We start from the raw sequence: 13,966 nt of genomic DNA, 5'->3' as shown, positions 1-13,966 counted from the left end.
GCACCGCGCTGCCAGGAGACCCCCGGTTGCGTGAACGGCGGGTTTCAGCCCGCGCGTGCCCGCTCCGCCGCCGGATCGCGGTCATAGTCGAGGAAGAACTCGTCGAGTTGCGGCGGATGCACGCGCGTGGAAGCCAGCATCGCATGCGCCTGACCGCGGTGATGGATCTGATGCTGGAAGAGATGTGCCAGCAGGGCGGTGACCCGCTCGGGGATCATGCCCTGGGCGCCCCGGTCGGTCAGCACGCTCCAGTCGAGGTCGGCGGGCGAAAGCTCGTCGCAGAAGGCGATCAGCTTGCGGTCGGAAACGGCCTGCGCGATCCGCAGATCCTCCGGCCCTTCGAAGACCGGCGGCCGGCGGAAGATCGCAAGGCCAACCCCGCCTTCCTCAAGCGCGTCGCGATAGTACTGGTCGATCAGATAGACATGCGTCAGCGTCTCGCGCAGGGACGGAAAGAAGCCGACCCTGGGCGCGTCGAACCCGGCGCGGCCGAGCTTCACGCAGGCGTCGAGAAGCCGCTGGTTCGCCCAGTGATTGTTGCGCGCCATCAGCCTGAAATGATCAATCAACCGGTCGCCGCTCGGCTCCATCGCCCGACCCCATCCTTCGCCGTGATCCTGTCGATGCGGCAGGTCCTGAAAAAGCGCGTGCCCCGAAAACCGGGGCACGTCGTCGTCATGATGCTCGCGGAAATGCGAAGACTCAATAGGGCGCCCACATCATCTGCGCCGCCATGCCGATCCCCATGCCAGCGCCCGCCATGGCCGGCCTCGGCAGCGCGCCGCCGATCTCCTGTTCGATCGCGCCGAAGATCGAGCGGCCGCCCGGCTCGCGCGCCTCAAGGCGGATCTGGTCGCCCGCCTCGACCGGGCGGCGGATCAGCGTCGGGCCGGCGATGAGGCTGCCCGCCTCGACGGCGCCCGCCTCGGCCGCCCGCGCGATCAGCGCCGCGAACCCGTCCCGCCGGATCGGCTGCACGGGACCGAAGGCCTGGCCATTGATCGTGAGACGCGGCGCCACCGCCCATTCGCCCTCATGGTCGAGAGCGTCGGGCGTCACGGCCGCGGGCGCGAAGCAGATCGGCTCCATGCCCTCCTCGGTATCCGGGCCGATCAGCGTCAGCATCAGGAGCGCGAGCCGGATGGTCTCGCCGGCCTCCGCCTGGTTCACGCCCGCCGGAACCGGACCGGCGGCGACCGCGAGGGAGACCGCGACCTCGCAGGCTTCGGGCAGCGGACCGCGCGGGTCGAGGAAACCGTCCGCCGTGATCGGCCTGAGCATCGGCGTCGCATCCTCCGGACCGGCCGGGTCGCGTGCGACCAATAGCCGCGGCCCGTGCGGCAGCGGCGATTGCGCCCCGCGCTCGTGGAACCGCTCCATCGGCTGCCCGCCGCCGTCGAGACCACGCGCGACGCGATCCAGTTCCGGGGCAACCCGGTCCCAGTCCTCGAGCGCGCGCAGCAGGCTCGGCGCGACATGGCCCACATCGGTCGCGTGGATCACATCGGTGTCGATCACGACGAGCCGGCCGTCGCAGGTACCGTCACGCAGCGTGCCTAGCTTCATCCTCATGCCCCCCGGTCAAGCATGGCGGGGGGAGCGGAGGTGCCGCGTTCGAAATCACGAAGCATGGGCGCCGCGGCGCGGTCTGGACGGATATGCATGATACTTCCTCCCTGCGACCCGCCGGCCCGTTGACCGGGATCCGTTCACGAGGCGTTGCAGAATGTTTCCCGCGCCTCGCGCACAAGTCAAGTGAGCAAGCGCCTCACCATCGGGCGATCGCCCAGCGAGCGAGCCGGGCCGGCGGAGTACCGCGCAAAAACAGGCTCGGACGCGTCCCGCGGCGGTCGATGACAATCGTGGGAAGAGTGGGGGCCAGCCTCACGGGAATGCCGCGCCGCGCCCCAGGCCCGACACCGATCCCGATCCTGGCCGCGACCCCGGCCTCAGGCGCGGACGGCGCCGAGCCGGGCGACCCCCATGACCTCGAGCACCTTCGCCTCGATATGCTCGGCGTTCATCCCCGCGGAGGCATACATCTTCGCCGGGCTGTCCTGGTCGATGAAGGTGTCGGGGAAGACCATCGAGCGGAAGCGGAGTCCGCCGTCGAAGACGCCTTCCTCGGCGAGAAGCTGGGCCACATGGCTGCCGAAGCCGCCGACCGCGCCTTCCTCGACCGTGATGAGCGCGTCGTGGCGCGCGGCGAGCGAGAGCACGAGGTCGCGGTCGAGCGGCTTGGCGAAACGGGCGTCGGCCACGGTCGGCCTGATCCCGCGCGAGGCGAGCGCCTCGGCCGCGCGCAGCGCCTCGTGCAGCCGCGCGCCGAAGCTCAGGATCGCGACGCCGGAGCCTTCGCGCATCACCCGGCCCTTGCCGATGGGCAGGATTTCGCCGCGCTCCGGCATGTCGACGCCGGCGCCTTCGCCACGCGGGAAGCGGAACGCGGAGGGGCGGTCGTCGATCGCCGCGGCGGTCGCGACCATATGGACGAGCTCCGCCTCGTCCGCCGCCGCCATGACGACGAAATCCGGCAGATTGGCGAGGAAGGCGATGTCGAAGGAACCCGCGTGCGTCGGCCCGTCCGCGCCGACGAGCCCCGCGCGGTCGATGGCGAAGCGCACCGGCAGCCGCTGGATCGCGACGTCGTGGACGACCTGATCGTAGCCGCGCTGCAGGAAGGTCGAATAGATCGCGCAGAAGGGCTTCATCCCGCCGGCGGCGAGCCCGGCGCAGAAGGTGACGCCATGCTGCTCGGCGATCCCGACATCGAAGCAGCGGTTCGGAAAGCGTTCGGCGAAGAGGTTGAGCCCGGTGCCATCGGGCATGGCGGCGGTCACCGCGACGATCTTCTCGTCCGACTGCGCCTCGCGGACGAGGCTCTCGGCGAAGACCCGGGTATAGCTCGGGGCGTTCGAGGGCGCCTTGGCCTGGGCGCCGGTCACCACGTCGAATTTCGAGACGCCGTGATACTTGTCGCGCGATTGCTCGGCGGGCGCGTAGCCCTTGCCCTTGCGGGTCAGCGCGTGGATCAGCACCGGACCATGCGCGCGCGCCTTGGCGACGCGGAGGATCGACACGAGCTGGTCCATGTCATGCCCGTCGATCGGCCCGACATAGGAGAAGCCGAGGTCCTCGAAGAGCCGGCCGCCGACCGCCGCCGACTTGACCAGATCGCGCGCGCGCTTCGCGCCTTCGCGGAGCGGCCCGGGCAGCAGGTTCACCGCGCCCTTGGCGGCGGCGTAGAGATCCTGGAACGGCTCGCCCGCGTAGAGCCGCGAGAGATAGGAGGACATCGCGCCGACCGGCGGGGCGATCGACATCTCGTTGTCGTTGAGGATGACGAAGAGCCGCTTTCGCAGGTGGCCGGCGTTGTTCATCGCCTCATAGGCCATCCCAGCCGACATCGCGCCGTCGCCGATCACGCAGATCACGTCGCCCACGTCGCGGGCACCGAGATCGCGCGCGGCGGCGAAGCCGAGGCCGGCGGAGATCGAGGTCGAACTATGCGCGGCGCCGAACGGGTCGTAGTCGCTCTCGGCGCGTTTGGTGAAGCCCGAGAGCCCGCCGCCGGCGCGCAGCGTCCTGATGCGGTCGCGCCGGCCGGTCAGGATCTTGTGCGGATAGCACTGATGGCCGACATCCCAGATCAGCTTGTCACGCGGCGTGTCGAAGACGGCATGGATCGCGACGGTCAGTTCGACGACCCCGAGCCCGGCGCCGAGATGGCCTCCGGTGACGGAGACCGCCGAGATCGTCTCGTCCCGCAACTCCTCGGCGACGCGGGCGAGTTCGGAGACCGACAGGTCGCGCAGATCGGCCGGCCGGCCGATCCGGTCCAGCCTCGGCGTGCGCGGGCGGGCTTCGGGGTTCATCTTCGGCTGGTCTCCCATGGGTCCGTTTCCTTCGGCTTCTCGCATCCGCGCGTCCCGGGCGCGCGGCGTGGTCACAATACTGTCTCAGGCGGCGCGGTCGAGGGCGAACCCGGCGGCGAGCCGGAGGTTCCCCGCCGCCGAGCCATAGGCGGAAAGCTGGCCGCGGGCGCTTTCGACCAGTTCGGCCGCCCGCGCGCGCGCGCCTTCGATGCCGAGAAGCGAGACGAAGGTGGCCTTGCCCGCCGCCTCGTCCTTCCGGAGCCGCTTGCCGGCCGTCTCGGGATCGCCCTCGACATCGAGGATGTCGTCGCGGATCTGGAAGGCGAGGCCGAGGTCGGCGGCATAGGCGCGGAGCGGCCCCGGATCGGACCGGCCGAGGATCGCGCCCGATTCCGCCGACCAGATGATGAGCGCGCCGGTCTTGAGCGCCTGAAGCGCGGTCGTCGCCTCGATGTCGAGCGGCTGGGCGGCGGTCTCGGCGGCGATGTCGAGCGCCTGTCCGCCGACCATGCCCCGCCAGCCCGCCGCCTGCGCCAGCCCCTGCATGAGCCGCACCCGGATGCGCGGATCGATCCCGCCGTGGTCTGAGGCGAGAATGTCGAAGGCGAAGGTCTGCAGCGCGTCGCCGGCGAGGATCGCCGTCGCTTCGTCCCAGGCGCGGTGCACGGTCGGCTTGCCCCGGCGCAGGTCGTCGTCGTCCATCGCCGGCAGATCGTCGTGGATCAGGCTGTAGGCATGGACGCATTCCACCGCCGCCGCCGCGCGGAGCGCCTGAAGCCGCGGCACGCGGAAGAGCTCGGCGCTTTCGAGCGCGAGGAAGGCGCGCAGCCGCTTGCCCCCCTGCAGCACGCCGTAGCGCATCGCCGCCTCGAGTGCGCCGCCCTCGGTGGGCAGCAGATCGGAGAGCACCGTTTCGACGGCCTTGGCGGATTCGGCGAGCAGCACCCGGAACCGCGCGGTCTCGGGGCTCTCGGGCGCGGGAGTCCGGGTCCGCGGGGGCTCGGCGGTCTCGGTCGCGGGAAGCGGATCATGGGCCATGGGTTCGACGATGCTCGCAACGGGCCTCGACCGCGGTTCGCGGCCATCGGGGGAAGGCGGAGGGGCCCGCGGGGCATCGCGAGCACCGGGTAATCGGGCGTTGGGTAATGGGCGCCCGGGATCGGGTGTCAGGGAATATCGACTGTCCGGGCGGAAACCGCGCCGTCCGATCCTTGGGTGATCTCGGCGACGCGCGCCTCGGCTGCCTTCAGCTTCGTCTCGCAATGCGCCCGGAGCTCGGCGCCGCGAGCGTAGAGCGAGATCGAATCCTCGAGTGTCGCCTCGCCGGATTCGAGCCGCGCCACCACGGTCTCGAGCTCGCGCAGTGCCTGTTCGAAGCTCAGTTCGTTGACGGCCGTCGCCTCGGCGGCCGGTTCCGTTTCAGCCATGACCTCTTTCCATCAAGACCCGTACATGCGCCGCCGCGGAGGAGGCGAGGGCCGCAAGATCATATCCGCCCTCCAGAGTCGAGACGATCCGGCCATCGCAGCAGCGATCCGCCACGTCGCAGAGCCGTTCGGTGATCCAGGCGAAATCCGCTTCGGTCAGGTTGAGGTTCGCCAGCGGATCGCGGGCATGGGCGTCGAAGCCGGCGGAGATCAGGATCAGGTCCGGATCGAAGGCTTCGAGCGCGGGCAGGATCTTCGCGAGCATCCCGGCGCGGAACACCTGTCCGCTCGCCCCCGCGGGCAGCGGCATGTTGAGGATCTGGCCATGCGCGCCGCGTTCCTCCGAGGAGCCGGTGCCGGGGAAGAGCGGCATCTGCTGGCTCGACCCGAAGAAGACGCGCGGCTCGTTCCAGAGCAGATCCTGGGTGCCGTTTCCGTGATGCACGTCGAAATCGACGATGCCGACGCGCGAGAGCCCGTGGGCTTCCAGGGCGTGCAGGGCGCCGATCGCGACATTGCCGAAGAAGCAGAACCCCATCGCCGTCGATCGTTCGGCGTGGTGGCCGGGCGGGCGGACGGCGCAGAAGGCATTGCCCGCCTCGCCGCCGACGACCATGTCGACGGCCATCACCAGCGCGCCCGCGCCCCGCCGGGCGGCGGCGAGCGTGCCGGGGCCGAGGAAGGTATCGCCGTCGATGACGGCGTAGCCCTGTTTCGGGTCCAGCGCGACGAGGTCCGCGAGATAGGCCTCGGGATGGGCCCGCCGGATCTGCTCGTCGGAGGCCAGCGGCGCTTCGACGCGCAGAAGATAGGCGAATTCCTCGGCTTCGAGCGCGGCCAGAATGCCGCGCAGGCGATCGACCTGCTCGGGATGGCCGGGAGGGTTCACGTGACGGAGGCAATCGCCGTGGGTGATGAGCGCGGTGGTCATGAAGGGCACACTATTCCAGCATTCCGGCGCTGCAAACGGGAATCCGAGACGCCGCGGATTCCGGCGATCGCGCCGCCCATCGCGCGTATCGCTTCCCTCGCGATGGCCCGCGCGGTCCTCGCGCGGGTGGACCGCCGCGAGTTTCGCCCTAGCTTTTCGCGGCGGCGGCTCCGGCGGGCCGCCGGCTCCGGGGAGTTGCCCATGCCCGACACCCTTCGCGCCGCGCAGGACCCGGCCGCGCCCCGCGCGATGCTGTTGGCCGCCCTCGTCGCCGCCCTCATCTGGAACGGCCCCGCCGCTGGCCAGGAGCCGGTCGCCGATGAGGTCGATCTCGAACTGGTGCTGCTCGCGGATGCCTCCGGCTCCATCGACATGACCGAGGCGGCGCTGCAACGCCAGGGCTACGCCGATGCGATGGTGCATCCCGAGGTGCTCTGGGCCATCGCGAACGGTGGCGCGCTCGGGCGGATCGCGGTGACATTCGTCGAATGGGCCGGGGCGTCCTCGCAGGATGTGGTCGTGGACTGGATGGTGGTCGACGGCGAGGCCGCGGCGCGGGACTTCGGTGCGCGGCTGATGGCGGCGCCGCGGCGCGCCTATGGCTCGAACGCGCTCGGCTCGGCGTTGCTCGAAGGGCTGCGGCTGATCGAGACCAATCGCTACGAGGGCTGGCGTAAGGTCATCGACCTCTCCGGTGACAGCGCGTGGAACCCGCAGGGGCCACCGCTCGCGCTCGCCCGCGACGCCGTGCTCGGCGCGGGGATCGTCGTCAACGGACTCGCGATCCTCTGCGACGACTGTTCCGGCCGCCCCCGGTTCGGCAATCTCGAACAGATCTTCAGGGACGAACTGATCGGAGGGCCCGGCGCCTTCGTCGTCACCGCGGACGGGCGCGACGCCTTCGCGGCGGCGGTGCGCCGCAAGCTGATCCTCGAAATCGCCGCCGCCGAGCCCTCCGAGAAGGAGCCCGGTTGATCAGCCCCTGATCATGACCTAATCACTTGATCGCCGCGCGCGCAAGCATTTGCCTATTTTCAGACCAAAACTCTCCTGACGCCCAGATTTCGGGCGATAAACGTTGACCCTCCCTCGGGGGCCCGCGCAGGTTCTCGCGCAAGCGCCCGGGTCCCGTGCCGAAGCGTGGCGGGGCAGCGTGGCCGGAACATCCGCCCGCGTCGCGCGAACCGGGGACCGAGGCGCCCGCGCCCAGAACAGCCGCGCCCAGAACGACCGCGCGCAGAACGACGAGGGACAGATATGGCGAAGAATTTCAGGAACATCGGGCTTGGCGCCGCGCTGGCGGGTTCGCTCCTCGCCGGCGCCGCCCGGGCGCAGGAGGAGGAGACGATCAAGGTCGGCGTCCTGCACTCGCTCTCGGGCACGATGGCGATCTCGGAGACGACGCTGAAGGACGCGGTCCTGATGATGATCGACGAGCAGAACAAGGCGGGCGGCGTGCTCGGCCGCCAGCTCGAGGCGGTCGTGGTCGATCCCGCCTCCGACTGGCCGCTCTTCGCCGAGAAGGCGCGCGAGCTCGTCGCCTCGGATGGCGTCGACGTGGTCTTCGGCTGCTGGACCTCGGTCAGCCGCAAGTCGGTGCTGCCGGTCTTCGAGGAACTGAACTCGATCCTGTTCTACCCGGTGCAGTACGAGGGCCAGGAGAGCCAGAAGAATGTCTTCTACACCGGCGCCGCCCCGAACCAGCAGGCGATCCCGGCGGTCGACTATCTGATGAACGAGGAAGGCGTCGAGCGCTGGGTGCTCGCGGGCACCGACTACGTCTATCCGCGCACCACGAACCAGATCCTCGAAGCCTATCTGAAGTCGAACGGCGTGGCGCCGGAAGACATCATGATCAACTACACGCCCTTCAGCCATTCCGACTGGCAGACGATCGTTTCCGACATCAAGGCCTTCGGCTCGGCCGGCAAGAAGACCGCGGTGGTCTCGACGATCAACGGCGACGCGAACGTGCCCTTCTACAAGGAACTGGCGAACCAGGGCATCTCGGCCGAGGACATCCCCGTCGTCGCCTTCTCCGTCGGCGAGGAGGAACTCGCGGGCCTCGATACCGGGCCGCTGGTCGGCCATCTCGCCGCCTGGAACTACTTCATGAGCGTCGACACGCCGGAGAACGACGCGTTCATCGAAGCCTGGCACGCCTTCATCGGCAACGAGGACCGCGTGACCAACGACCCGATGGAAGCGACCTATATCGGCTTCAACATGTGGGTGAAGGCGGTCGAGGCGGCAGGCACCACCGAGACCGACGCGGTGCTCGACAACATGATCGGCGTCTCGGTTCCGAACCTCTCGGGCGGGCTCAGCACGATGGGCGCGAACCACCACATCACCAAGCCGGTGCTGATCGGCGAGATCCAGGACGACGGCCAGATCGAGACCGTCTGGGAGACCCCGGGCCTCGTGCTCGGCGACGAATGGTCGGATCACCTGCCGGAATCGGCGAAGCTGATCGCCGACTGGCGCGCGCCGATGTCCTGCGGGAACTTCAACACCGAGACCGGCCAGTGCGGCGGCAGCGCCTCCAACTGAGTTGATCCCACGTGGATGTCCGACGCGTTGCTCCCGGGCATCCACACCCTTCAGGACCGCCTTCAAAGACCGTGCGAGGAACCCGGATGCGTGCTCTCGTTACCCTGATTCTATGGTTCGGGCTCCTCTCCGCCTCGGCCGCCTCCGCCCAGACGCTCGAAGAGCTGATGGCGCGGCTGCCCGAGGGCAGTTTCGGCGACCGGGCGGAGGTGGTGGCCGAGATCGGCGCCACCGGCGACGAGCGCGCGCTCGGGCTGCTCGAGGCGCTCGGCGAGGGCGATCTTGAGTTTCGCGAAGCCGATGGCACCGTGCTCGTCGTGAAGGGCAGGGGCTCGCGCGCCACCGGCTACGACCCGCTGACCGGCGCCGAGCTTGGCCCGGTGGCCGCGCGCTCGACCGAGTCGATCCGCGTCAACAACAGCCTGCGCCGCGCGGTCCGGGCGGCGATCGGCATGCTGACCCTGAGTTCGCCCGACGTCGGCAAACGGCTCGCCGCCGCCAATACCGCCTTCGCGGCGCCCGACCCGGAGCAGATCGAATCCCTCGACGCCGCGATCGCGAATGAGACCGACGCCGCGGTCAGGACCGCGATGGAACAGGCGCGCGCCGCCTCGGTCCTCGCGAGCGACGCGCCCTCCGTCGAAAAGGTCGCCGCGATCGGGATCGTCTCGGCGCGCGGCGGCACCGACGCGCTGACGGCGCTCAACCCCTACCGCTCCGACGCGGACGCCGCGGTCGGGGAGGCGGCGGACACGGCTATCAAGGGGATCGAACGCACGCAGGCGTTCTGGAATGTCGGGCAGAACGTCTGGTTCGGCGTCTCGCTCGGCTCGGTGCTCCTGCTCGCCGCGGTCGGCCTCGCGATCACCTTCGGCGTGATGGGCGTCATCAACATGGCGCATGGCGAACTGATCATGATCGGCGCCTATACGACATATGTGACGCAGCAGGTCATCCGGGTGAACTTCCCCGGGCTTTTCGACTGGTCGCTCCTGATCGCGGCGCCGCTCGCCTTCCTCGTCGCAGGCGGGATCGGGGTTGCGATCGAACGCTTCATCGTCCGCTTCCTCTACGGCCGCGCGCTCGAGACCCTGCTCGCGACCTGGGGCGTGAGCCTCATCCTGCAACAACTCGTGCGTACGATCTTCGGCCCCTCGAACCGCGAGGTCGGCAATCCGTCCTGGATGTCGGGTGCCTTTCCGGCGGGCGGGCTCTCGATCACCTGGAACCGGTTCTACATCGTGATCTTCGCGGTCGTGATCTTTCTCGGCCTTCTCCTTCTGCTGAAGCGCACGCTCTTCGGGCTGCAGATGCGCGCGGTGACGCAGAACCGGCCGATGGCCTCGGAGATGGGCATCCGCACCGCGCGGGTCGACGCGCTGACCTTCGGGCTCGGCGCCGGGATCGCGGGGCTCGCGGGCGTGGCGCTGAGCCAGATCGACAATGTGTCGCCCAACCTCGGCCAGAGCTACATCATCGATTCCTTCCTCGTCGTCGTCTTCGGCGGCGCCGGGAACCTCTGGGGCACCTTCGCCGCCGCTTTCACGCTCGGCGTCGCGAACAAGTTCATGGAACCCCTCGTCGGCGCGGTGCTCGCGAAGATCCTGATCCTCGTCTTCATCATTCTCTTCATCCAGAAACGCCCGCGCGGTCTCTTCCCGACCCGCGGCCGCGCAGTGGAAGGCTGAGGCCATGGCAACGCCCTTCATCGACCGCCGTCTCGGCATCTTCCTGACCGCGCTCGCCGTCGTCACCGTCGGCGTGCCGCTCGCCAACCTCATGCTCGACCCGTCCTCGGGGATGCATGTGCCGAGCTACATGCTTTCGCTCCTCGGAAAGTATCTCTGCTACGCGCTGCTCGCGGTCGCGCTCGATCTGGTCTGGGGCTACTGCGGCATCCTCTCGCTCGGCCATGGCGCGTTCTTCGCGCTCGGAGGCTACGCGATGGGGATGCATCTGATGCGCGAGATCGGCGCGCGGGGCGCCTACGGCAACCCGGTGCTGCCGGATTTCATGGTGTTCCTCGGCTACGAGCAACTGCCCTGGTTCTGGCACGGTTTCGACATGTTCTGGTTCGCCGCGATCATGGTGCTGGTGGTTCCGGGCGCGCTCGCCTTCGTCTTCGGCTGGTTCGCCTTCCGCTCGCGCGTCACCGGCGTCTATCTCTCGATCATCACCCAGGCGATGACCTATGCGCTGCTGCTCGCCTTCTTCCGCAACGAGATGGGCTTCGGCGGCAACAACGGGCTCACCGACTTCAAGGATGTGCTGGGCTTCCCGCTCTCGGCGGACGCGACGCGGCTCGCGCTCTTCATCCTCTCGGCGCTGGCGCTCGCCGGCGGGCTCCTGCTCGGGCGGGCGATCACCATCTCGAAATTCGGCAAGGTGCTCGTCGGCGTGCGCGACGCGGAGAGCCGGACGCGCTTCCTCGGCTACCGGGTCGAGCATTACAAGCTCTTCGTCTTCACCGTCTCGGCGATGATGGCGGGGGTCGCGGGCGCGCTCTACGTGCCGCAGGTCGGCATCATCAACCCCGGCGAGTTCAGCCCCGCCAATTCGATCGAGATCGTGATCTGGGTGGCGCTCGGCGGCCGGGGCACGCTGGTCGGCGCCGCGCTCGGCGCGCTGATCGTGGTCGCGGCGAAGAGCTGGCTGACCTCGGCCTTCCCGGATGCCTGGCTCTACGCGCTGGGTGCGATGTTCATCCTGGTGACGATCTTCCTGCCCCAGGGCGTGCTCGGCCTCATAGAGAAGCTCGGATCGCGGCGTGCGAAGGCACCGGAGCCGGAAGCGGTGGAGGCCGAGGCATGAGCGGCGAGATTCGCGGCCTGAAGGGCACCCAGCTCTATCTCAACGACGTGCACCGCGCCTTCGACGGCTACAAGGCGATCAACGGCCTCTCGATGGTGATCACCGAGGGCGAGCTGCGCGCGGTCGTCGGGCCGAACGGCGCCGGCAAGACCACGATGCTCGACATCATCACCGGCAAGACCCGGCCCGACATGGGCGAGGTGATCTGGGGCGAGCATACCGATCTCACCCGCATGGACGAGGCTTCGACCGCGCGGCTCGGGATCGGGCGCAAGTTCCAGAAACCCACGGTCTTCGAGACGCACACGGTCGAGGACAACCTGATGCTCTCGCTGGCGAGCGATCGCGGGGTGAAGGCGAGCCTGTTCTTCCGGACCTCGAAGGCGCAGAAGGCGCGGATCGACGAGTTGCTCGACCTCGTGCGGCTCTCCCACGCGCGCCACCGGCTCGCGGGCGGGCTCAGCCACGGGCAGAAGCAGTGGCTCGAAATCGGCATGCTGCTCGCGCAGGAACCGAGGCTCCTGCTGGTGGACGAGCCGGCGGCGGGCATGACCGACGCCGAGACGATGCGCACGGCGGAGCTGTTGCGCGAGATCGCGGGCAAGCGGTCGGTCGTGGTGATCGAGCATGACATGGATTTCGTCCGCGCGCTCGACTGCAAGGTGACGGTGCTGCACCGGGGCGCGGTGCTGGCGGAAGGCTCGCTCGACCATGTCTCGGCGAATAGGGAAGTGATCGAGGTGTATCTTGGCCGCTGAGAAACTCTCCATCGAGGGCATGGACCTCTATTACGGCGCGGCGCAGGCGCTGAAGGATGTCTCGCTCGACGCCGAGATCGGTCAGGTGACCTCGATCCTCGGGCGCAACGGGGTCGGCAAGACCTCGATGCTGCGCGCGGTTTCCGGGCGGCAGGGCATCCGCTCGGGCAAGATCATGTGGCAGGGCAAGGACATCTCGAAACTCCGCCCGGACGCGCGCGCCAAGCTCGGCGTGGCGACGGTGCCGCAGGGGCGCGAGATCTTCCCGCTCCTGACGGTGAAGGAGAATCTGGAGACCGGCTTCGCGCTGCTGCCGCGGGGCGGGCGCAAGGTGCCCGATACGGTCTTCGAGCTTTTTCCCGTGCTCGGCGAGATGATGGGCCGCCGCGGCGGCGATCTCTCGGGCGGGCAGCAGCAGCAGCTTGCGATCGGCCGGGCGCTGGTGACCGGGCCGAAGCTTCTCCTGCTCGACGAGCCGACGGAGGGCATCCAGCCCTCGGTCATCAAGGACATTGGCCGCGCGATCGCCTATCTCCGCGACCAGGGGACGATGGCGATCGTGCTGGTGGAGCAGTTCTTCGACTTCGCCGTGGAACTCGCCGACCGGATCGCGGTGATGGACCGGGGCCGGATCGTGCTCTCCGGCAGGACCTCGGATCTCGACCAGGAGGAGGTCCGGCGCTGGATGACGGTCTGAGGCGGGGACGGTTGGCCGCGATCCGCCTTCACGCCGCGGCGACCGGGATCACGTCGACCGCCTGTTCCGTGGTCTGCTCGCCCGCGATCCTGAGAATCCCGCGCACCGGCGAGACGTCGCCATAGTCCCTGCCGCGCGCGACCACGATATGATCGAGCCCGACGACGACGTTGTTGGTCGGGTCGAACTCGATCCAGCCGGTCTCGCGACCGCACCAGGCCCGGACCCAGGCATGCATCGCATCCGCGCCTTCGAGCCGCGGCCGGCCGGGGGGCGGGTTGGTGCGGAGAAAGCCGCTGACATAGCCCGCCGGCACGCCGATCCCGCGCAGCATCGCGATCATGATCTGCGCGAAATCCTGGCAGACGCCGCGCCGGCGCTCGAAGGCCTCGCGCGCCGGCGTGTCGACGGTCGTCGCCTCCGGATCGAATTCGAGATCCTTGTAGAGCGCGCGCCCGATCGTCAGCACAGCGGCGAAGGCGGTGATCCCCTCGCCGACCCGGAGGCGCGCATAGTCGGTCATTTCCGGCGTCGATGACGCGCGCGGACTGGACCAGAGGAAATGCAGTGGCGAGTCGGGTTCGAGGCCCCGGTAGTCGGCGAGTTCCTGCGCGAGCCGCGTGAGCGGCGGCGAGATGTCGAGACCCGGCGGTTCGGCGAAACGCTCGACGCGCGCCCCGACGCGGAACTCCAGCTCCTCATGCGAATCGCGCAAGGTGATCTCGGTGCCGTAATTACCGAAGAAATCGACCATCTCGCTCCGCTCCGCCGGTTGGGGCGAGACGCGGAGCGCGCTCGAAACCAGCCGTTGCTGGCCGGGCAGATCCGCCGGCAGGAGCCGCAGCAGGTGACGCCCGCCACCGGCGACGCCGTCGTAGCTGTAGCTGATCCGCATCCCGATATCGTAGAGCATC

General features: G+C 69.1%; 13 protein-coding genes. 6 read left to right on the top strand and 7 right to left on the bottom strand.

All coding sequences use genetic code 11. The features are described from left to right. Positions 1-44: 44 nt before the first annotated feature. The 6 genes from ACLJK8_RS05955 to ACLJK8_RS05930 form a co-directional block, all read right to left on the bottom strand. Positions 45-590: a DinB family protein gene (locus ACLJK8_RS05955; RefSeq protein ID WP_413149186.1), complete on the bottom strand. Its 546-nt coding sequence runs from the start codon at positions 588-590 to the stop codon at positions 45-47. A gap of 112 nt (positions 591-702) precedes the next feature. Beyond that, on the bottom strand, positions 703-1,566 hold the full coding sequence (locus ACLJK8_RS05950; RefSeq protein ID WP_413149185.1) for a hypothetical protein: 864 nt from the start codon (positions 1,564-1,566) through the stop codon (positions 703-705). A gap of 383 nt (positions 1,567-1,949) precedes the next feature. Further along, positions 1,950-3,875: a 1-deoxy-D-xylulose-5-phosphate synthase gene (gene dxs / locus ACLJK8_RS05945; RefSeq protein ID WP_413149206.1), complete on the bottom strand. Its 1,926-nt coding sequence runs from the start codon at positions 3,873-3,875 to the stop codon at positions 1,950-1,952. An 84-nt stretch (positions 3,876-3,959) separates the two neighbouring features. Next, a complete protein-coding gene (locus ACLJK8_RS05940) occupies positions 3,960-4,913 on the bottom strand; it encodes a polyprenyl synthetase family protein (protein WP_413149184.1) in 954 nt (317 codons plus the stop codon). A gap of 128 nt (positions 4,914-5,041) precedes the next feature. Further along, positions 5,042-5,302: an exodeoxyribonuclease VII small subunit gene (locus tag ACLJK8_RS05935; RefSeq protein ID WP_413149183.1), complete on the bottom strand. Its 261-nt coding sequence runs from the start codon at positions 5,300-5,302 to the stop codon at positions 5,042-5,044. Further along, complete coding sequence (locus ACLJK8_RS05930; RefSeq protein ID WP_413149182.1) at positions 5,295-6,233, bottom strand: histone deacetylase family protein; 939 nt, start codon at positions 6,231-6,233, stop codon at positions 5,295-5,297. The genes ACLJK8_RS05935 and ACLJK8_RS05930 overlap by 8 nt, the downstream gene beginning before the upstream one ends. A gap of 201 nt (positions 6,234-6,434) precedes the next feature. Here ACLJK8_RS05930 and ACLJK8_RS05925 point away from each other — a divergent pair, with 201 nt between their 5' ends. From ACLJK8_RS05925 to urtE, 6 genes are all read left to right on the top strand, one after another. Beyond that, positions 6,435-7,208, top strand: coding sequence for a DUF1194 domain-containing protein (locus ACLJK8_RS05925; protein ID WP_413149181.1), 774 nt, complete (start codon positions 6,435-6,437; stop codon positions 7,206-7,208). Positions 7,209-7,490: 282 nt separating this feature from the next. Further along, positions 7,491-8,786 (top strand): urea ABC transporter substrate-binding protein, encoded by a 1,296-nt coding sequence (gene urtA, locus ACLJK8_RS05920; RefSeq protein ID WP_413149180.1) that lies wholly within the window; start codon positions 7,491-7,493, stop codon positions 8,784-8,786. 86 nt (positions 8,787-8,872) lie between these two features. Beyond that, on the top strand, positions 8,873-10,474 hold the full coding sequence (urtB, locus tag ACLJK8_RS05915) for an urea ABC transporter permease subunit UrtB (protein ID WP_413149179.1): 1,602 nt from the start codon (positions 8,873-8,875) through the stop codon (positions 10,472-10,474). Between the two features lie 4 nt (positions 10,475-10,478). After that, positions 10,479-11,597: an urea ABC transporter permease subunit UrtC gene (gene urtC, locus ACLJK8_RS05910; protein WP_413149178.1), complete on the top strand. Its 1,119-nt coding sequence runs from the start codon at positions 10,479-10,481 to the stop codon at positions 11,595-11,597. Beyond that, positions 11,594-12,355: an urea ABC transporter ATP-binding protein UrtD gene (gene urtD / locus ACLJK8_RS05905; RefSeq protein WP_413149177.1), complete on the top strand. Its 762-nt coding sequence runs from the start codon at positions 11,594-11,596 to the stop codon at positions 12,353-12,355. The genes urtC and urtD overlap by 4 nt, the downstream gene beginning before the upstream one ends. Beyond that, positions 12,345-13,052 carry an urea ABC transporter ATP-binding subunit UrtE gene (gene urtE, locus ACLJK8_RS05900; protein WP_413149176.1) on the top strand — a complete coding sequence of 236 codons (708 nt, stop codon included), beginning with the start codon at positions 12,345-12,347 and terminating at the stop codon, positions 13,050-13,052. Before urtD ends, urtE begins: the two co-directional genes overlap by 11 nt. 28 nt (positions 13,053-13,080) lie before the next feature. On the opposite strand, the gene ACLJK8_RS05895 is transcribed toward urtE, so the two are convergent. Further along, positions 13,081-13,965: a transglutaminase family protein gene (locus ACLJK8_RS05895; RefSeq protein ID WP_413149175.1), complete on the bottom strand. Its 885-nt coding sequence runs from the start codon at positions 13,963-13,965 to the stop codon at positions 13,081-13,083. Between the last annotated feature and the right edge of the window lies 1 nt (position 13,966).

Source organism: Amaricoccus sp. W119 (genome assembly GCF_047275745.1).
GTDB lineage: Bacteria > Pseudomonadota > Alphaproteobacteria > Rhodobacterales > Rhodobacteraceae > Amaricoccus.
The sequence above is the reverse complement of the archived record's forward strand: the minus strand, read 5'-3'. Positions and strand labels throughout refer to the sequence as shown.